Here is a 13,666-nt window from a genome sequence, read left to right on the forward strand (position 1 = left end):
CGTGATTTCGGACGGGAGTGTCGTACGATTTTCGAACAGCGATTCTCGCTATGGCTTTACATTGATCGGTGTATCGATATCGTGCAGGTCGGTTGGCCGGGCCTCACGTTGGGAACAACTTTGGCCATGATATTTTTCCTATCGGCGGAAAGCATGGAATGAACAGTGCGTTTACTGCCCGGTTGTTGCATACGAAGCTTAGTAACGGCAATGGCCGTTTCAGGTCACAAAGTAATCGCTCTAGCCCATGATCACGTCATCAAAACGGACGGTTCTCGCAGCGGCGCAACGGCCGACAAGACACCGGGCAGGCTTTGACAGGAAGCATATCGGCTGCAAGCGCGGCTTGCGGCTTGCGCAGGCGCTGCAAGCGCACTGAGCGCCAGGAATGCTGCCGCCGGCAAGCGGCTTAGCGGAAGGGTGCGCAAAACCGCCGCAACCGAAGCCGGATCATGCGCGCACCGGCGTTCCTCATCCTCGTGTAACGCGTGGCATGGTTCTTGTATGGAACACCCGAACCATTCCTATAAGGTCGGAGACTCACATGCCTGAAGCATCCCTGGCGTTTGGCAGCCTGATGGCGTTTTCCCTGTTGTTCGGACTCAAGCATGGCTTCGATGCGGATCATCTGGCCAGCATCGACGGTCTGGCGCGGCTGCATGTGCAGCGCGGCGTGGGCCGCCTGGCGCGTTCGGCCGGGTTGCTGTTTTCGCTTGGGCATGGGGGCACGGTGCTGGCCGCCGCCTGGATCTTCGAATGGCTCGGCGCCGGCAGCCTGCCAGACTGGTTGGACCCGCTGGGCGCCTGGATCTCGATGCTCTTTCTTGGCGCGATAGGCATCACGAACCTGCGCAATGCATTGCGTCCGGCCGGGCATGCGCCGGCGATGTCGCCATTGGCGCGCTCGGTCATGCGCCTGCCGCTGCCGCCCGGCATCTGGGGTGCATTGAGCGTGGGGGCGGTCTTTGCGTTGTCGCTCGATGCGCTGTCGCTGGCCGCGTGGTTCGGCATGGCCGGCGGCAGGCATGGCGGACTGACGTCGACGCTGGCGCTGGCGGTGTGCTTCGTCATCGGCATGGTGCTCACCGATAGTATCAACGGCGTGGTGGTGGCCAGCCTGATCCGACGCAGCGAACGGTTCGTGGAACGCGCCGGGCGGATGTTTTCGCTGCTGGTGGCCGGCAGCGCGCTGCTGGTGGCGGGCTTCGGCGCGTCGAGGCAGGCGTCGGGCTTCATCGACGGCTGGGCCGACGGCAAGGAGCTGCTGTTCGGCCTGTCGGTACTGGGGATTATCCTGTGCGGCTACGCGCTGGCGCGGCGCATGCATCAGTCCGCCGCGCGGGCGATGCCGGAGTGCTGACCCGCAAACCTAATCGACTTCGAGTTCCCGCACCTTCAGTTCCAGCCCGCCGGTCGGCTGCACCTGGTAGCCGCCGCAATGCGGGCAGGGGTCGTAGCGCTGGCTGATCGGCACGGTTTTGTCGCAATGCATGCAATAGCCCTCGCCGGGTGTCTCGATGATGTCCAGCCGCGCGCCGTCGGCGATGCTGTTCTTGACCACCGCATCGAAGCAAAAGCGCAGCGCGTCCGCCTCCACGCCGGCGAGCGCCCCGACTTCCAGCCACACCGTCTTCACCTGCGAAAAGCCGTTCGTTCTCGCGCTGTCTTCGATTACCTGGAGCACGCCTTCGGCGAGTGACATTTCATGCATGGTCAACCTCGATCTGATGGGAAACGCACGGGTCCAGCGCCTGCACCAGCCATTCGGCGCAGGCGCGCGCCTCATCTTGGCTCGCTGCGGCGCACCCGGTCAAGCCTTGCGCGCAGGGGCCGGCCGGATGGAAGTTCCACTCCGTCGGCGCAACGATGCGGTAAGCGCTGATCGCGCCCTGCGAATCCAGCGCCACATGGTGCAGCAGCAAGCCGCGCGCATTCTGCACCCAACCCACGCCAATGCCGGGCGCGGGCGACAAGCCCTGCACCCAGCGTTGCCGGGACGGGGTTTCGGCGAGCAGATCCGCGAACAGTTGCGGGATTTCATACAGCCGCGCAATCAGGCGGGCAAATGGCGAAGGCCCTGCATCGCGCAGCAGCGCGTCAATCAGCGGATGATCCTGCATGCGCGCCAGGGAACCGGTTTCCATGCACTGGCCGTTCCAGTGCGGCAGCAGCGCAAAATCCGGATCGTCCGCGAGTGCGGGCAGCAGGACGGCTTGTACGTGTTCCGCATGCACCGGCGGCATCAGGGTCGCGGTGCAGGATGCACCCGGAATGGATGGCTGATGGCAGCGCAGCAGGCTGGCGCCGGTAACGGTATTCGCTTTTGCCAGCACGGCAAGCAGCGCCTGCTCATCGATGGACTCGCGCAGCGCAGCCATGCCGCTGCCGAGCAGCGCCGAGCCGGCCTCCGATTCGATCTCGTGCAGCTGACGGCGCCAGCCGGCGTCGTCGATGCCGGGAGCGGCAAGGGCGGCAAAGCGCCGGCGCAGTGACGCCAGACACTGCACATCGGGGGGAAGACCGGCCAGGCGCGGCAAGTCGAGCAGGAAGCGCCACAGCAGCTCCTGCAATGCTTCCATCAGCACCAGCCGCTCGCGCCGTGGCGGCACGGCGGGCACGCCGCCGGATTGTGCGGCATCCAGCGCCGCTGCCGCAGCGGCGGCCTGCGCCTTGCCGCACAGGCTGAAGACGGCGGGAATGATTTGCAGCGCTTGCGACGGCTGCTTGCCGCATAGCAGAGCATCAATGGCCGGCAATGCGCGCGGCGTGATGCTCGCGCTGGTGATGCGGCTGCCATCCCAGTGCAGATGCAGCCCGATCTTTCCTTCGGTATTCACAGTTCGCAGCCGGAAAACAGTATGCGGTTAGGCCGGTGCATGATCGACGATCGTCGCCAGCAGCGCCAGCGTTTCCAGCGCGCGCTCGTGTTCCACGCGCTCGTACGCAAAGCCGCCCGCCTGGATCAGCAGGTAGTCGCCGGTCGCAACCGGCTCCGAAAGGAGCATCAGGCTCACATGGCGTAGTTTGCCGAAGGCTTCCACCGTCGCCATGTCGCCTTGCATGGCGACGATGCGCGATGGAATGGCCATGCACATTACGCTGCCTCCGCCGTCGCAGGCTGCACGCGCACTCCTAGCAGCGCCAGTTCGGCGGCGATGTGACCACACAGGACCGGCAGCAGCGCTTCGACTTGCGGCGTGAGCGCCATGCCGGTTTCCAGCGATACCGGCTCCACGCCGAAGACCGTCACGCCGCCGGGCTGTTCGTCGTTCAACGTCAGGGTCGCCAGCACATCGGACAAGCCGACCTGATGCGGAGACAGCTTGGTCTTGAAGAACACCGGCACGTCGTCGCCGGCGATCTTGACGATGGTGGCCGGCGCCTTCCTGCTGCGCACTGCATCGACGATGATCAGGTGCGTCGCGCACGCCAGGTCTTCCAGCATCTCCATGCCGGTGGTGCCGCCGTCGATCACTTCCACCTCGGGCGGCAGGCGATACTCTTCCCTGAACCGTTCGATTGCGCGCACGCCGACACCTTCGTCGGAAAGGAGGATGTTGCCGACACCGAGGATGATGATGCGCATTTACAGCACCTGTACTTTCACGACTTCGTTCTGATCGGTATCGAGCACATGCACCGCGCAGGCCAGGCAGGGGTCGAACGAGTGCACCGTGCGCAGCACTTCGAGCGGACGTTCCGGGTCGGCCACCGGCGTATCGAGCAGCGATGCCTCGTACGGGCCGATCGCTTCGTTTTCGTTGCGCGGCGCCGCATTCCAGGTGGTCGGCACGACGCACTGATAGTTGCTGATCTTGCCGTCCTTGAGCACCACCCAGTGCGACAGCGCGCCGCGCGGTGCCTCGTGGAAGCCGACGCCGGTCACCTCGCCCTTGGGGAAGGTCGGCCGGTTGAAAGTCTTGTGGTCGCCCTTGGCCAGGTTATCGATCAGCATCTGCCACTGTTGTGCCAGCAGGTCGACCTGCACCGCGCAGGACACCGCGCGCGCCGCATGACGGCCGATGGTCGAGTGCAGCGCGGCGACCGGCACCTTGGTCTTGGCGAGCGAACTGACCGTGTCGAGCGTCTGGTTCACGTACTTGACGGTCGGCGCATGCTCGGCGGCCACCATCGCCAGCACCCGCGCCAGCGGGCCCACCTGCGCCGGCTTGCCGTAGAAGGTCGGCGACTTCACCCACGAGTATTTGCCGTTGTCCTGGAAGTCGGTGTAGTCCGGATCGGTCTCGCCCTTGAACGGATGCAGCGCGCCCTTGCCGCCCTTGTACCAGGCGTGCTTGACGCTTTCCTCGACGCCGTCGCGGAAGAACGCGTCGCCGAAGCTCTTGATCGCCTTGAAGGTGGCCAGGTCGCCGTCCTTGATATAGCCGCCGGGAAGCGCGAACTGCGTGCCCTTGGTGTCGAGCGGCAGGTCCGGCACCGCCAGGTATTCGGTGACGCCCTTGCCGATCGCGGTCCAGTCGGCATAGTAGGCGCCGATGGCGGCGACATCGACCAGATAAACGTTCTTCACGAAATCGGCCAGTTCGTCGATCCAGCCCTTGACCGCCAGCAGCCGCTCCATCGTCAGCGACGATTGCGAGTCGAAATCGATCGGGTTGGACACGCCGCCGACCGCGATGTTCTGGATGTGCGGCGATTTCGAGCCGAGCACGGCGACGATTTTGCTCGCCTTGCGCTGCACTTCCAGCGCCTGGAGGTAGTGCGTGGTCGCCAGCAGGTTCACTTCCGGCGGCAGCTTCATCGCCGGATGGCCCCAGTAGCCGTTGGTGAAGATACCGAGCTGTCCGGTGCCGACGAATCCCGTCAGGCGCTCCTTCACCTTCGCGAATTCATGCCGGCTGTTGCCGGTCCAGCTCGACAGGCCCTCCGCCAGCTGCGCGGTCTTGACCGGATCGGCCTTCAGCGCCGAGGTGACGTCCACCCAGTCCAGCGCGGACAGGTGGTAGAAGTGCACGATGTGATCATGGATCGCATGCGCGGTGAGGATCAGGTTGCGGATGTATTGCGCATTGAGCGGAATTTCCATGTCGAGCGCGTTTTCGATCGCGCGCACCGACGTGATCGCATGGACGGTGGTACACACGCCGCAGATGCGCTGCGTGATCGACCAGGCGTCGCGCGGATCGCGCCCGAGCAGGATCTGCTCGACGCCACGCCACATCTGGCCCGATGCCCATGCTTTTTTGACCTTGCCGCCGTCGATTTCGCAGTCGATCCGCAGGTGGCCTTCGATGCGGGTGATGGGATCGATCGTGATTCTTTTTGCCATGCTTCTCTCCTAAACTGTTTCTTCTTTCGGAAGGATCGGCAAATACCGAACCAATACGATGTAACCCAGCACTTCCATCGCGATGATGCCGATGGTGACCATGATTTCCGGCACCGACGGGAAATAGCTCCAGTCGGAGCCGCTGTTGTAGCCGACCAGATAAGCGTTGATGCGCAGCAGGAAGGCGCCGGTCATCAGGCTGAATGCCGCGAGGAACAGCTGTGCCGGCTGGTGGCGCGCCTCTTCGTTGCGCAGCAGGATGAGCGGCGCGACGAAGGCGGCGAGTTCGAGCCAGCACATGACGGCGGTCAGCTCGGGGCGGAGCAGCTGCCCGAGCGCGCCGCGCAGCGCCAGGTCCGCCACGCGCACCACGAGATAGGCTGCCACCGTCCATACCATCAGCCTGGCCAGCTTGGTGAGCAGGTGCATTTCGAGCTGGAGCTTAAAACCCGAGGACGCGAGGCAGGATTCGAAGATCACCACCGAGAAGCCGGTCGTCACCGCCGTCATCAGGAACAAGAGCGGAATCAGCGTGGTCTGCCACAGCGGGTGCACGTGGTTGCCCATTACGATCAGCATCGAGCCGAGCGACGACTGGTGCATCGTCGGCAGCACGATGCCGAGCGCGATGAAAAAGAACAGCACCTTGTTCAGCTTGCGCTGCGCGACCCGGAAGCCGAACTTCTCGAAGATCGCCGGCGCGAACTCGATCCACATCACGAGGATGTAGGCCGACACGCACAGCGCCACTTCCAGCATCACGGAATTGACCTGCGCATAGCCGGGCCAGAACACATGCCAGAAGTTCCAGTAGCGGCCGAGGTCGATCGCCGCCGACATGCCGGCCAGCGTATAGCCGAACAGGCTGGCCAGCAGGGCGGGGCGCACCATCGGGTGGTATTCGCCGCGGTTGAAGATATACACCAGCAGCGCCATCACATAGCCGCCGCACGCCAGCGCCGAGCCGATCATGACGTCGTAGACTACCCAGATGCCCCAGGTCTGGCCGTCGCTCAGGTTGCTGACCGCCCCCATGCCGTAGACAAAGCGCACGCCGAGGATGGCAACCGCGATCGCCACGAAGATCGCCAGCGTGATCGTGGTCGGCGTGACCAGCGGTCCGCCCAGCGGCGCGGCCGGTGCATGATGTGCATTAGACATCGGAACCTCCTTGCTTCTTGTCGTCGGGGGCAGTGTGGTCATCGCCGTCGTTGTCCTTGGTGGTGCGCTTGGCAAGGAAGCTCAGCACGCCGAGGAAGGCGATCGGCAGCGCCATGCCGCTGTAGAGCGTGTGCTGCAGCGTCTCCGAGGTGGCCGCATAGGAGCGTTCCGGCAGCGTCGGCATGCCGAGCTTCTCGAACGGCACCGCCGACAGCTTCAGCACCTGCGTGCCGCCGACTTCCTTGTCGCCGTACAGATGCTGCACATAGGTGGCGGCCGGTGCGGTATGCGGCACTTGGTCGCGGGTGGTGAGATTGCCGCGGGGGAAAGACGTTTCCTCGCCTGGCTTGAGCGCCAGGCGGCGCTTGGCCTCGACCTTCAGGTCCTTGACCTTGCCGAACAGCGTCGCGCCGGTCGGGCAGACTTCCGCGCATGCTGCGTACTTGCCGTCCTTCATCCGGTGCCGGCACAGCTGGCACTTGGAAATCTGCGGAATCGCCTTGTCATACTCGAAGCGCGGCACGCCGAACGGGCAGGCGGCGACGCAATAGCGGCAGCCGATGCAGGCATCCTTGTTGTAGCTGACCACGCCGGTCACCGGGTCCTTGGTCATCGCCTTGGCCGGGCAGGCTGACACGCAGGACGGGTCCGCGCAATGCATGCAGGAGTTCTTCATGAACGCAAAGCCGTCGGTCTCGCTGTTGCGCGTCTCGCCGGTGCCCTGCTTGTAGAACTTGATCACGTTGAGCGTCTTGCCCGACAGGTCAATCGGCGTGTCCCACAGCTGGTCCTGCGTCGAGAATTCGGGCGGCATGCCGTTGACTTCCTTGCATGCCGCCACGCAGGCCTTGCAGCCGACGCACAGCGTGCTGTCGAACAGCAGGCCGACTGCCTCGGAGGGCATCGGATTGTTCTCGCGTGCCTCCACCGTGGCGGACGAAGCCAGCAGCGCGCCGCTGCCCAGCGCACCCTTCAGGAAATCGCGCCGGTCGATGCTCATGGTTCTTTCCTCTCGCTGCCGGCGGCCGGCTTGTCCGCAGACTGGCTCGGGCAGCCGCCGCCGGCGCTCGGGCATTTGCCGAGATTCTTAGCCATCGTCACAACACTGCCGGCCACCGCGCCACCGGCCGCCGCCACCACCGCCACTGCGCCCAGCGACGCACCCTTGCCTCTTTCCTCGGAGACGCGCGGATAGCTGACCGGCGGCACCGTGTTCTTCAGCTCGGCCAGCGCATGGATCGGCTTGGCAAAGCCCACGCCCTGTTCGGTGCAGCCGATGCACGGGTGGCCGGTCGCCACCGGCCAGCTGGCGCAGCCGACGTCGCCGAACAGGATGGTCGGGCAGTTGGAGTAGGTTTCCGGCCCCTTGCAGCCGAGCTTGTACAGGCAATAGCCCTTGCGGTGGCCCTCGTCGCCGAATTCCATGGCAAAGCGTCCGGCGTCGAAGTGCGCGCGGCGCTCACAGTTGTCGTGCACCAGGCGCGAGTAGGCGAACTTCGGTCGGCCCTTGCCATCGAGCTCGGGCAGCTTGCCGAACGTGAGGAAATGCACGACGGTCGACAGGAAGTTATAGGGGTTGGGCGGGCAGCCGGGAATCGTCGCCACGGTCTTGCCCAGCACGTCGGACACGCTGGAGGCGCCCGTCGGGTTCGGCCCGGTGGACGGCATGCCGCCCCAGGAGGCGCAGCTGCCGATGGCGATCACGGCCGCCGCATCCGCCGCGCATTCCTTGAGCAATTCCAGCGCGGTCTGGCCGCCGATCTTGCAGTACACGCCGTTGTCCTTGGTCGGGATCGCGCCTTCGACCACCAGCAGGTACTTGCCCTTGTTGGCGGCCATCGCCGCCTTGCGCGCCGCTTCCACCTGATGGCCGGCGGCGGCGAACAGGGTCTCGTGGTAGTCGAGCGAGATCACGTCGAGTATCAGCTTTTCCAGCGTCGGGTGTTCCGCCCGCAGCATCGACTCGGTACAGCCGGTGCATTCCTGGAAATGCAGCCAGATCACCGACGGCCGCTTCTTGCTCGCGACCGCGCTGGCGATCGCCGCATCCGCGCCCTTGGGCAGCCCCATGGTTGCCGCCATCGCCGTGCAAAACTGTAGAAAACTACGCCGTGAAATACCGAGGCGCTTCTCGACCGCGGCAATGCCGTCGCCATTACCGCCGTGCTCGTTCCTGCTCATCTCGCTCCCCTTTTCCGTTGATGTTCGAAGCGCATCGACTGGAAGTTGTCATACCAATCATGAAGAGCGCCGCGTGATTCGCCGTGCGCGGCGCCGTTTGTTGTTTTTGCCTGGGGCTGTCACGAATATTGCAAGGACAGTGGCCAGGGCGAAACGGCGGTGACTGCGCAACTTCTGTGCCACGGGCGACCGAGGGATGGAAAAGCGCGGCAAACCAAGACGGCGCGTTACACGGGGGATGGCTGCAAAGCCTGATGCCACAATGCTGCCCGGGAAAAACCGCGGTTTCGGCTGCAATCGCAGATTCCAGTTTGATCGGCGATTGCAAAGCGCGTGACCGGCAAGTCGGGCCGATTGCCGGCGCCGCACAGGGCGTGTGGTGGCAATTCACCTTCCAGGTTGGACACGCAGGTGGAAGCTGACTAAGATGATGTGCCGGTGAAGCGCCGGCGGGGAGAGCGAAGATGTGCGTGGTATGCGGATGCAGTGGCAAGGGGGGCGCGCAGGCGTCCGGCGATCAACTGGAAAGTAAATTGCCATATCGGCAAGTGAGCAGACCGCTGGGCGCCTTGCATCACCATCATCATCACGGCCATGCTCACGAACACGTCCATCAGGCGCCGGCCGAGGAGGATGTCCACGTTGCCGCCGACCCCGATACCGGCGATCTGCATTACGGCCACGGCCCGGCGTGCGCATCGGTGCCCGGCATCAGCCAGTCGCGCGTGGTGCGGCTGGAGCAGGATGTGCTCGGCAAGAACAACCAGTACGCCGCGCAGAACCGCGCGCATTTCGCCCACCACGGCATCCTCGCGCTCAACCTCGTCTCCAGCCCGGGATCGGGCAAGACCACGCTCTTGTGCGCCACGATCGAAGCGCTCAAGCAGCGCGCCGCAGCTCTTCCGGTCGCGGTGATCGAGGGCGACCAGCAGACCAGCAACGACGCCGACCGCATCCGCGCCACCGGCGCGCCCGCGATCCAGGTCAATACCGGCAAGGGCTGCCATCTCGACGCGCAAATGGTCGGCAATGCATTTTCCCGTCTGCCGCTGCACCACCATCATGAACACGATCACGATCATCACGATCACCACGCCGGGCAGGGCGGCATCCTGTTCATCGAAAACGTCGGCAACCTTGTCTGCCCGGCCATGTGGGACCTCGGCGAAGCCGCCAAGGTGGCGATCCTGTCGGTGACCGAAGGTGAGGACAAGCCGATCAAGTACCCGGACATGTTCGCTGCGGCGCGCTTGATGATCCTGAACAAGGTGGATCTGCTGCCTTACCTGAATTTCGACGTCGACAAGTGCATCGAATATGCGCGGCGCGTGAATCCGCACATCGAGATCCTGCAGGTGTCGGCGACCAAGGGACAGGGCATGGATGCCTGGCTCGACTGGATACTCGCCGGCCAGCGCGCCGTCGCGGAGGCGCAATGAGCGTCCCGGCCCTGGAACTGCCGGCCGCAGCCGGCGGGCGGGTGCTTGCCTGCGGCGCCTGGCTCAAGAATGCCGCCTGCCTGCTGCACGGCACGCACGTGCAGTGGTCGCCGATGCACGGTGACCTGGGGGATCCCGCCAATTGCATCGCGCTGGAACAGTCGGTGGACGCGCTGCTGCGCCAGACGGGCGGGTGCGTGGAGGCGCTCGCGCACGACCTGCATCCCGATTTCTTCAGCAGCCAGCTCGCGCAGCGCGTGGCCGGGCAGCTCGGCGTGCCGGCCATCGCCGTGCAGCATCACCATGCGCATATCGGCGCGGTGGCTGCCGAGTACGGCTTGCACGAACCGGTGATCGGACTGGCGCTCGACGGCGTCGGCCTCGGCACGGACGGCGTGGCCTGGGGCGGCGAATTGCTGTGGGTGCAGGGCGCCCAATGGCAGCGGCTCGGCCACCTGCAAACGCTCGCGCTGCCCGGCGGCGACACCGCCGCCCGCGAGCCGTGGCGCATGGCGGCGGCGGTGCTGCATGCGATGGGACGCGGCGCGGAAGTCGGCACCCGCTATGCCGGCAAGGTCGGCGCGCCGGCGGCGCAGACGGTGCAGGCGATGCTGGCCAAAGGGGTGAACAGCCCTCCCGCCACCGGCGCCGGGCGCTGGTTCGATGCTGCCGCCGGTGCGCTCGGCATCAGCGTGAAGCAGGCGTTCGAGGCGGAAGCGGCGATGGCGCTGGAAAAGCTGGCGGCCGGCTATCTGGCCGAGCACGATGCGCCGCAGGGCGAATATGCCATCGGCGATGACGGCGTGCTCGATTTGCGGCCGCTGTTTGCGCAATTGTTCGCGCTGACCGACAGCGGCGATGCGCAGGAAGTCGCGCGCGGCGCGGCGCTGTTCCATGCGACGCTGGCCGATGCGCTCGCCGAGTGGGCCGCGCAGGCGGCGCAGCGCCATGGTGTGCGCGCGGTGGCGCTGGGTGGCGGATGTTTTTTCAATCGCGTGCTGACGTCGCGCCTGGCTGCCGCGCTCGACCGGCGCGGTCTGGCTGTCTTCCTGCCGCAGAAGGTGTCGTGCGGCGACGCCGGCCTGGCGCTCGGCCAGGCCTGGGTCGCGGCGCAGCAGTTGCCATCCTCCCCGAAAGGAGCAGAAGTATGTGTTTAGCCATCCCGGTCCGCGTGGTCGAAGTGCGGCCCGGCCAGCAGGCGGTGATCGACCTGGCCGGCGTGCGCAAGGAAATCTCGACCGCGCTGGTGGAAGACGTGTCGGTCGGCGAGTATGTGATCGTGCATGTCGGTTATGCGATCGGCAAGGTCGATCCGGATGAGGCGCAGCGCACGCTGGAGATGTTCAACGAAATGGAACAGGCGCAGGCTTCGCCGCCGCCAGCCGCACCGGAGCAGCTCACATGAAGTACATCGACGAATTCCGCGACGGCGAGGTCGCGCAGAAAATCGCCGCACGCATCCATGCCGAAGTCCAGCCCGGACGGCGCTACAGCTTCATGGAATTCTGCGGCGGCCATACGCATGCGATTTCGCGCTACGGCGTTTCCGAGCTGCTGCCGGAAAGCGTACGCATGATCCACGGCCCCGGCTGCCCGGTCTGCGTGCTGCCGATCGGGCGCATCGACCATGCGATCAAGGCCGCGCTGGAGCACAACGCGATCGTCTGCACCTACGGCGACACCATGCGCGTGCCGGCGTCCGACGGCCTGTCGCTGATCAAGGCCAAGGCGCGCGGCGGCGATATTCGCATGGTGTATTCGGCCGCCGACGCATTGAGGATCGCACTGGAAAATCCGCTGCGCGAAGTGGTGTTCTTCGCGATCGGCTTCGAGACCACCACGCCGCCCACCGCGCTGGTGCTGCGCGAGGCGGCCGCGCGCAAGATCGACAACTTCAGCGTGCTGTGCTGCCACGTGCTCACGCCGTCGGCGATCACCCACATCCTCGAGTCGCCCGAGGTGCGCGACTACGGCACGGTGCCGATCGACGGCTTCATCGGCCCGGCGCACGTGAGCATCGTGATCGGTTCCGGCCCCTATGAGCATTTCGCCGAAGAGTATCGCAAGCCGGTGGTGGTGGCCGGCTTCGAGCCGCTGGACGTGATCCAGGCGATCCTGATGCTGGTGCGCCAGGTCAATGAAGGCAGGTCCGAGGTCGAGAACGAATTCGTGCGCGCCGTCACCACCGAGGGCAACCTGGTCGCGCAGACGCTGGTGTCCGACGTGTTCGAGCTGCGCACCACCTTCGAATGGCGCGGGCTGGGCGAGGTGCCGTACAGCGCGCTGCGCATCCGCTCCGCCTTCGCAAGCTACGACGCGGAAAAGAAATTCGGCCTGGCCTACAAGCCGGTGGCCGACAACAAGGCCTGCGAGTGCGGCGCGATTTTGCGCGGCGTGAAACGGCCGACCGACTGCAAGCTGTTCGGCACGGTCTGCACGCCGGAGAACCCGATGGGATCCTGCATGGTGTCGAGCGAAGGCGCGTGCGCGGCGCATTATTCCTACGGACGTTTCAAGGATATCCCGGTGGTGACGGCATGAGCGGCATGGTGAAAAAAAACTACACGCGACCGATCGACTTCAAGAACGGGCGCATCGACATGGGCCATGGCGCCGGGGGGCGCTCATCGGCGCAACTGATCGAGGAACTGTTCGTCGCGGCATTCGACAATGAATGGCTGCGCCAGGGCAACGACGGTGCAAGCCTGTCGCTACCCGCCGGCCGGCTCGTGATGGCCACCGACGCCCATGTGGTGTCGCCGCTGTTTTTCCCTGGCGGCGACATCGGCTGCTTGTCGGTGCACGGCACCATCAACGATGTGGCCATGATGGGCGCGACGCCGCTGTATCTGTCGGCCAGCTTCATCCTAGAAGAGGGCTTTCCGCTGGCTGAGCTCAAGCGCATCATCGAATCGATGGCGGCCGCCTCGCGCGAAGCCGGCGTGCCGATCGTCACCGGCGACACCAAGGTGGTCGAGCGCGGCAAGGGCGACGGCGTGTTCATCAGCACCACCGGCATTGGCGTGGTCGCGCCCGGCATCGATATCGACGGCGCTTACGCGCGGCCGGGCGACGCGATCCTGGTGTCGGGTCACATCGGCAGCCACGGCGTGGCAATCATGTCGCAGCGCGAATCGCTCGCGTTCGAGACCGAGATTCTTTCCGATACGGCCGCGCTGCACGGGCTGGTGGCGGCGATGCTGGCCGCCGTGCCCGCCGTGCATGTGCTGCGCGACCCGACGCGTGGCGGCGTGGCGACCACGCTCAACGAAATCGCCAAGCAGTCCGGCGTCGGCATGCTGCTCGACGAAGCGGCGATCCCGGTGCTGCCGCAGGTGGAGGCGGCCTGCGAATTCCTCGGCCTCGATCCACTGTACGTCGCCAACGAGGGCAAGCTTCTCGCCATCTGCGCCGAACAGGATGCTGAACAACTGCTGGCGGCGATGCGCGCGCACCCGCTCGGCGCGGACGCGGCGCGCATCGGCACGGTGATCGAGGATGCGCACGGCTTCGTGCAGATGAAGACCCGCTTCGGCGGACGGCGCGTGGTGGACTGGCTGTCCGGCGAGCAGCTGCCACGCATTTGCTGAGAAAG

14 protein-coding genes are annotated in these 13,666 nt (G+C 65.4%); 6 read left to right on the forward strand and 8 right to left on the reverse strand.

The features are described from left to right. Positions 1–544 precede the first annotated feature (544 nt). On the forward strand, positions 545–1,360 hold the full coding sequence (locus TSA66_RS09745; protein ID WP_040039858.1) for a HoxN/HupN/NixA family nickel/cobalt transporter: 816 nt from the start codon (positions 545–547) through the stop codon (positions 1,358–1,360). Positions 1,361–1,369: 9 nt separating this feature from the next. Here TSA66_RS09745 and hypA read toward each other — a convergent pair whose 3' ends face one another. The 8 genes from hypA to TSA66_RS09785 are packed head-to-tail and all read right to left on the reverse strand — an operon-like array spanning position 1,370 to position 8,632. Then, positions 1,370–1,711 carry a hydrogenase maturation nickel metallochaperone HypA gene (gene hypA / locus TSA66_RS09750; protein WP_040039859.1) on the reverse strand — a complete coding sequence of 114 codons (342 nt, stop codon included), beginning with the start codon at positions 1,709–1,711 and terminating at the stop codon, positions 1,370–1,372. Continuing rightward, on the reverse strand, positions 1,704–2,837 hold the full coding sequence (locus tag TSA66_RS09755) for a nickel-dependent hydrogenase large subunit (protein ID WP_040039860.1): 1,134 nt from the start codon (positions 2,835–2,837) through the stop codon (positions 1,704–1,706). Before TSA66_RS09755 ends, hypA begins: the two co-directional genes overlap by 8 nt. Before the next feature lie 27 nt (positions 2,838–2,864). Further along, positions 2,865–3,089, reverse strand: coding sequence for a HypC/HybG/HupF family hydrogenase formation chaperone (locus TSA66_RS09760; protein ID WP_232429442.1), 225 nt, complete (start codon positions 3,087–3,089; stop codon positions 2,865–2,867). 5 nt (positions 3,090–3,094) lie between these two features. Beyond that, positions 3,095–3,586: a hydrogenase maturation protease gene (locus TSA66_RS09765; protein ID WP_040039862.1), complete on the reverse strand. Its 492-nt coding sequence runs from the start codon at positions 3,584–3,586 to the stop codon at positions 3,095–3,097. Beyond that, a complete protein-coding gene (locus tag TSA66_RS09770) occupies positions 3,587–5,290 on the reverse strand; it encodes a nickel-dependent hydrogenase large subunit (RefSeq protein ID WP_040039863.1) in 1,704 nt (567 codons plus the stop codon). 9 nt (positions 5,291–5,299) lie between these two features. After that, the gene (gene hybB / locus TSA66_RS09775) at positions 5,300–6,451 is read right to left on the reverse strand and encodes a Ni/Fe-hydrogenase cytochrome b subunit (protein ID WP_040039864.1); all 1,152 of its coding nucleotides are present in this window, start codon (positions 6,449–6,451) and stop codon (positions 5,300–5,302) included. After that, complete coding sequence (gene hybA / locus TSA66_RS09780; RefSeq protein WP_040039865.1) at positions 6,444–7,451, reverse strand: hydrogenase 2 operon protein HybA; 1,008 nt, start codon at positions 7,449–7,451, stop codon at positions 6,444–6,446. Before hybA ends, hybB begins: the two co-directional genes overlap by 8 nt. Next, complete coding sequence (locus TSA66_RS09785; protein WP_052452213.1) at positions 7,448–8,632, reverse strand: hydrogenase small subunit; 1,185 nt, start codon at positions 8,630–8,632, stop codon at positions 7,448–7,450. Before TSA66_RS09785 ends, hybA begins: the two co-directional genes overlap by 4 nt. A gap of 464 nt (positions 8,633–9,096) precedes the next feature. Between TSA66_RS09785 and hypB the strand changes: the two genes are divergently transcribed. Genes hypB through hypE form a run of 5 tightly spaced genes read left to right on the forward strand, consistent with a single transcriptional unit; the run spans position 9,097 to position 13,661 of the window. After that, positions 9,097–10,071 (forward strand): hydrogenase nickel incorporation protein HypB, encoded by a 975-nt coding sequence (gene hypB, locus TSA66_RS09790; protein WP_084199454.1) that lies wholly within the window; start codon positions 9,097–9,099, stop codon positions 10,069–10,071. Beyond that, on the forward strand, positions 10,068–11,228 hold the full coding sequence (locus TSA66_RS09795) for a Kae1-like domain-containing protein (RefSeq protein ID WP_052452214.1): 1,161 nt from the start codon (positions 10,068–10,070) through the stop codon (positions 11,226–11,228). Before hypB ends, TSA66_RS09795 begins: the two co-directional genes overlap by 4 nt. Next, complete coding sequence (locus TSA66_RS09800) at positions 11,219–11,476, forward strand: HypC/HybG/HupF family hydrogenase formation chaperone (protein ID WP_040039866.1); 258 nt, start codon at positions 11,219–11,221, stop codon at positions 11,474–11,476. The genes TSA66_RS09795 and TSA66_RS09800 overlap by 10 nt, the downstream gene beginning before the upstream one ends. Continuing rightward, positions 11,473–12,612: a hydrogenase formation protein HypD gene (gene hypD, locus TSA66_RS09805; RefSeq protein WP_040039867.1), complete on the forward strand. Its 1,140-nt coding sequence runs from the start codon at positions 11,473–11,475 to the stop codon at positions 12,610–12,612. Before TSA66_RS09800 ends, hypD begins: the two co-directional genes overlap by 4 nt. Then, positions 12,609–13,661, forward strand: coding sequence for a hydrogenase expression/formation protein HypE (hypE, locus tag TSA66_RS09810; RefSeq protein ID WP_040039868.1), 1,053 nt, complete (start codon positions 12,609–12,611; stop codon positions 13,659–13,661). Before hypD ends, hypE begins: the two co-directional genes overlap by 4 nt. Positions 13,662–13,666: the final 5 nt, after the last annotated feature.

It is taken from the genome of Noviherbaspirillum autotrophicum (assembly GCF_000818395.1).
Taxonomy (GTDB): domain Bacteria; phylum Pseudomonadota; class Gammaproteobacteria; order Burkholderiales; family Burkholderiaceae_D; genus Noviherbaspirillum; species Noviherbaspirillum autotrophicum.

Excerpts from the sequence above, each read along its gene's own strand:
- TSA66_RS09745 (WP_040039858.1), top strand. The coding sequence starts at position 545 with ATGCCTGAAGCATCCCTGGCGTTTGGCAGCCTGATGGCGTTTTCCCTG.
- hypA (WP_040039859.1), bottom strand. The coding sequence starts at position 1,711 with ATGCATGAAATGTCACTCGCCGAAGGCGTGCTCCAGGTAATCGAAGAC.
- TSA66_RS09760 (WP_232429442.1), bottom strand. The coding sequence starts at position 3,089 with ATGGCCATTCCATCGCGCATCGTCGCCATGCAAGGCGACATGGCGACG.
- TSA66_RS09765 (WP_040039862.1), bottom strand. The coding sequence starts at position 3,586 with ATGCGCATCATCATCCTCGGTGTCGGCAACATCCTCCTTTCCGACGAA.
- TSA66_RS09770 (WP_040039863.1), bottom strand. The coding sequence starts at position 5,290 with ATGGCAAAAAGAATCACGATCGATCCCATCACCCGCATCGAAGGCCAC.
- hybB (WP_040039864.1), bottom strand. The coding sequence starts at position 6,451 with ATGTCTAATGCACATCATGCACCGGCCGCGCCGCTGGGCGGACCGCTG.
- hybA (WP_040039865.1), bottom strand. The coding sequence starts at position 7,451 with ATGAGCATCGACCGGCGCGATTTCCTGAAGGGTGCGCTGGGCAGCGGC.
- TSA66_RS09785 (WP_052452213.1), bottom strand. The coding sequence starts at position 8,632 with ATGAGCAGGAACGAGCACGGCGGTAATGGCGACGGCATTGCCGCGGTC.
- hypB (WP_084199454.1), top strand. The coding sequence starts at position 9,097 with ATGTGCGTGGTATGCGGATGCAGTGGCAAGGGGGGCGCGCAGGCGTCC.
- TSA66_RS09795 (WP_052452214.1), top strand. The coding sequence starts at position 10,068 with ATGAGCGTCCCGGCCCTGGAACTGCCGGCCGCAGCCGGCGGGCGGGTG.
- TSA66_RS09800 (WP_040039866.1), top strand. The coding sequence starts at position 11,219 with ATGTGTTTAGCCATCCCGGTCCGCGTGGTCGAAGTGCGGCCCGGCCAG.
- hypD (WP_040039867.1), top strand. The coding sequence starts at position 11,473 with ATGAAGTACATCGACGAATTCCGCGACGGCGAGGTCGCGCAGAAAATC.
- hypE (WP_040039868.1), top strand. The coding sequence starts at position 12,609 with ATGAGCGGCATGGTGAAAAAAAACTACACGCGACCGATCGACTTCAAG.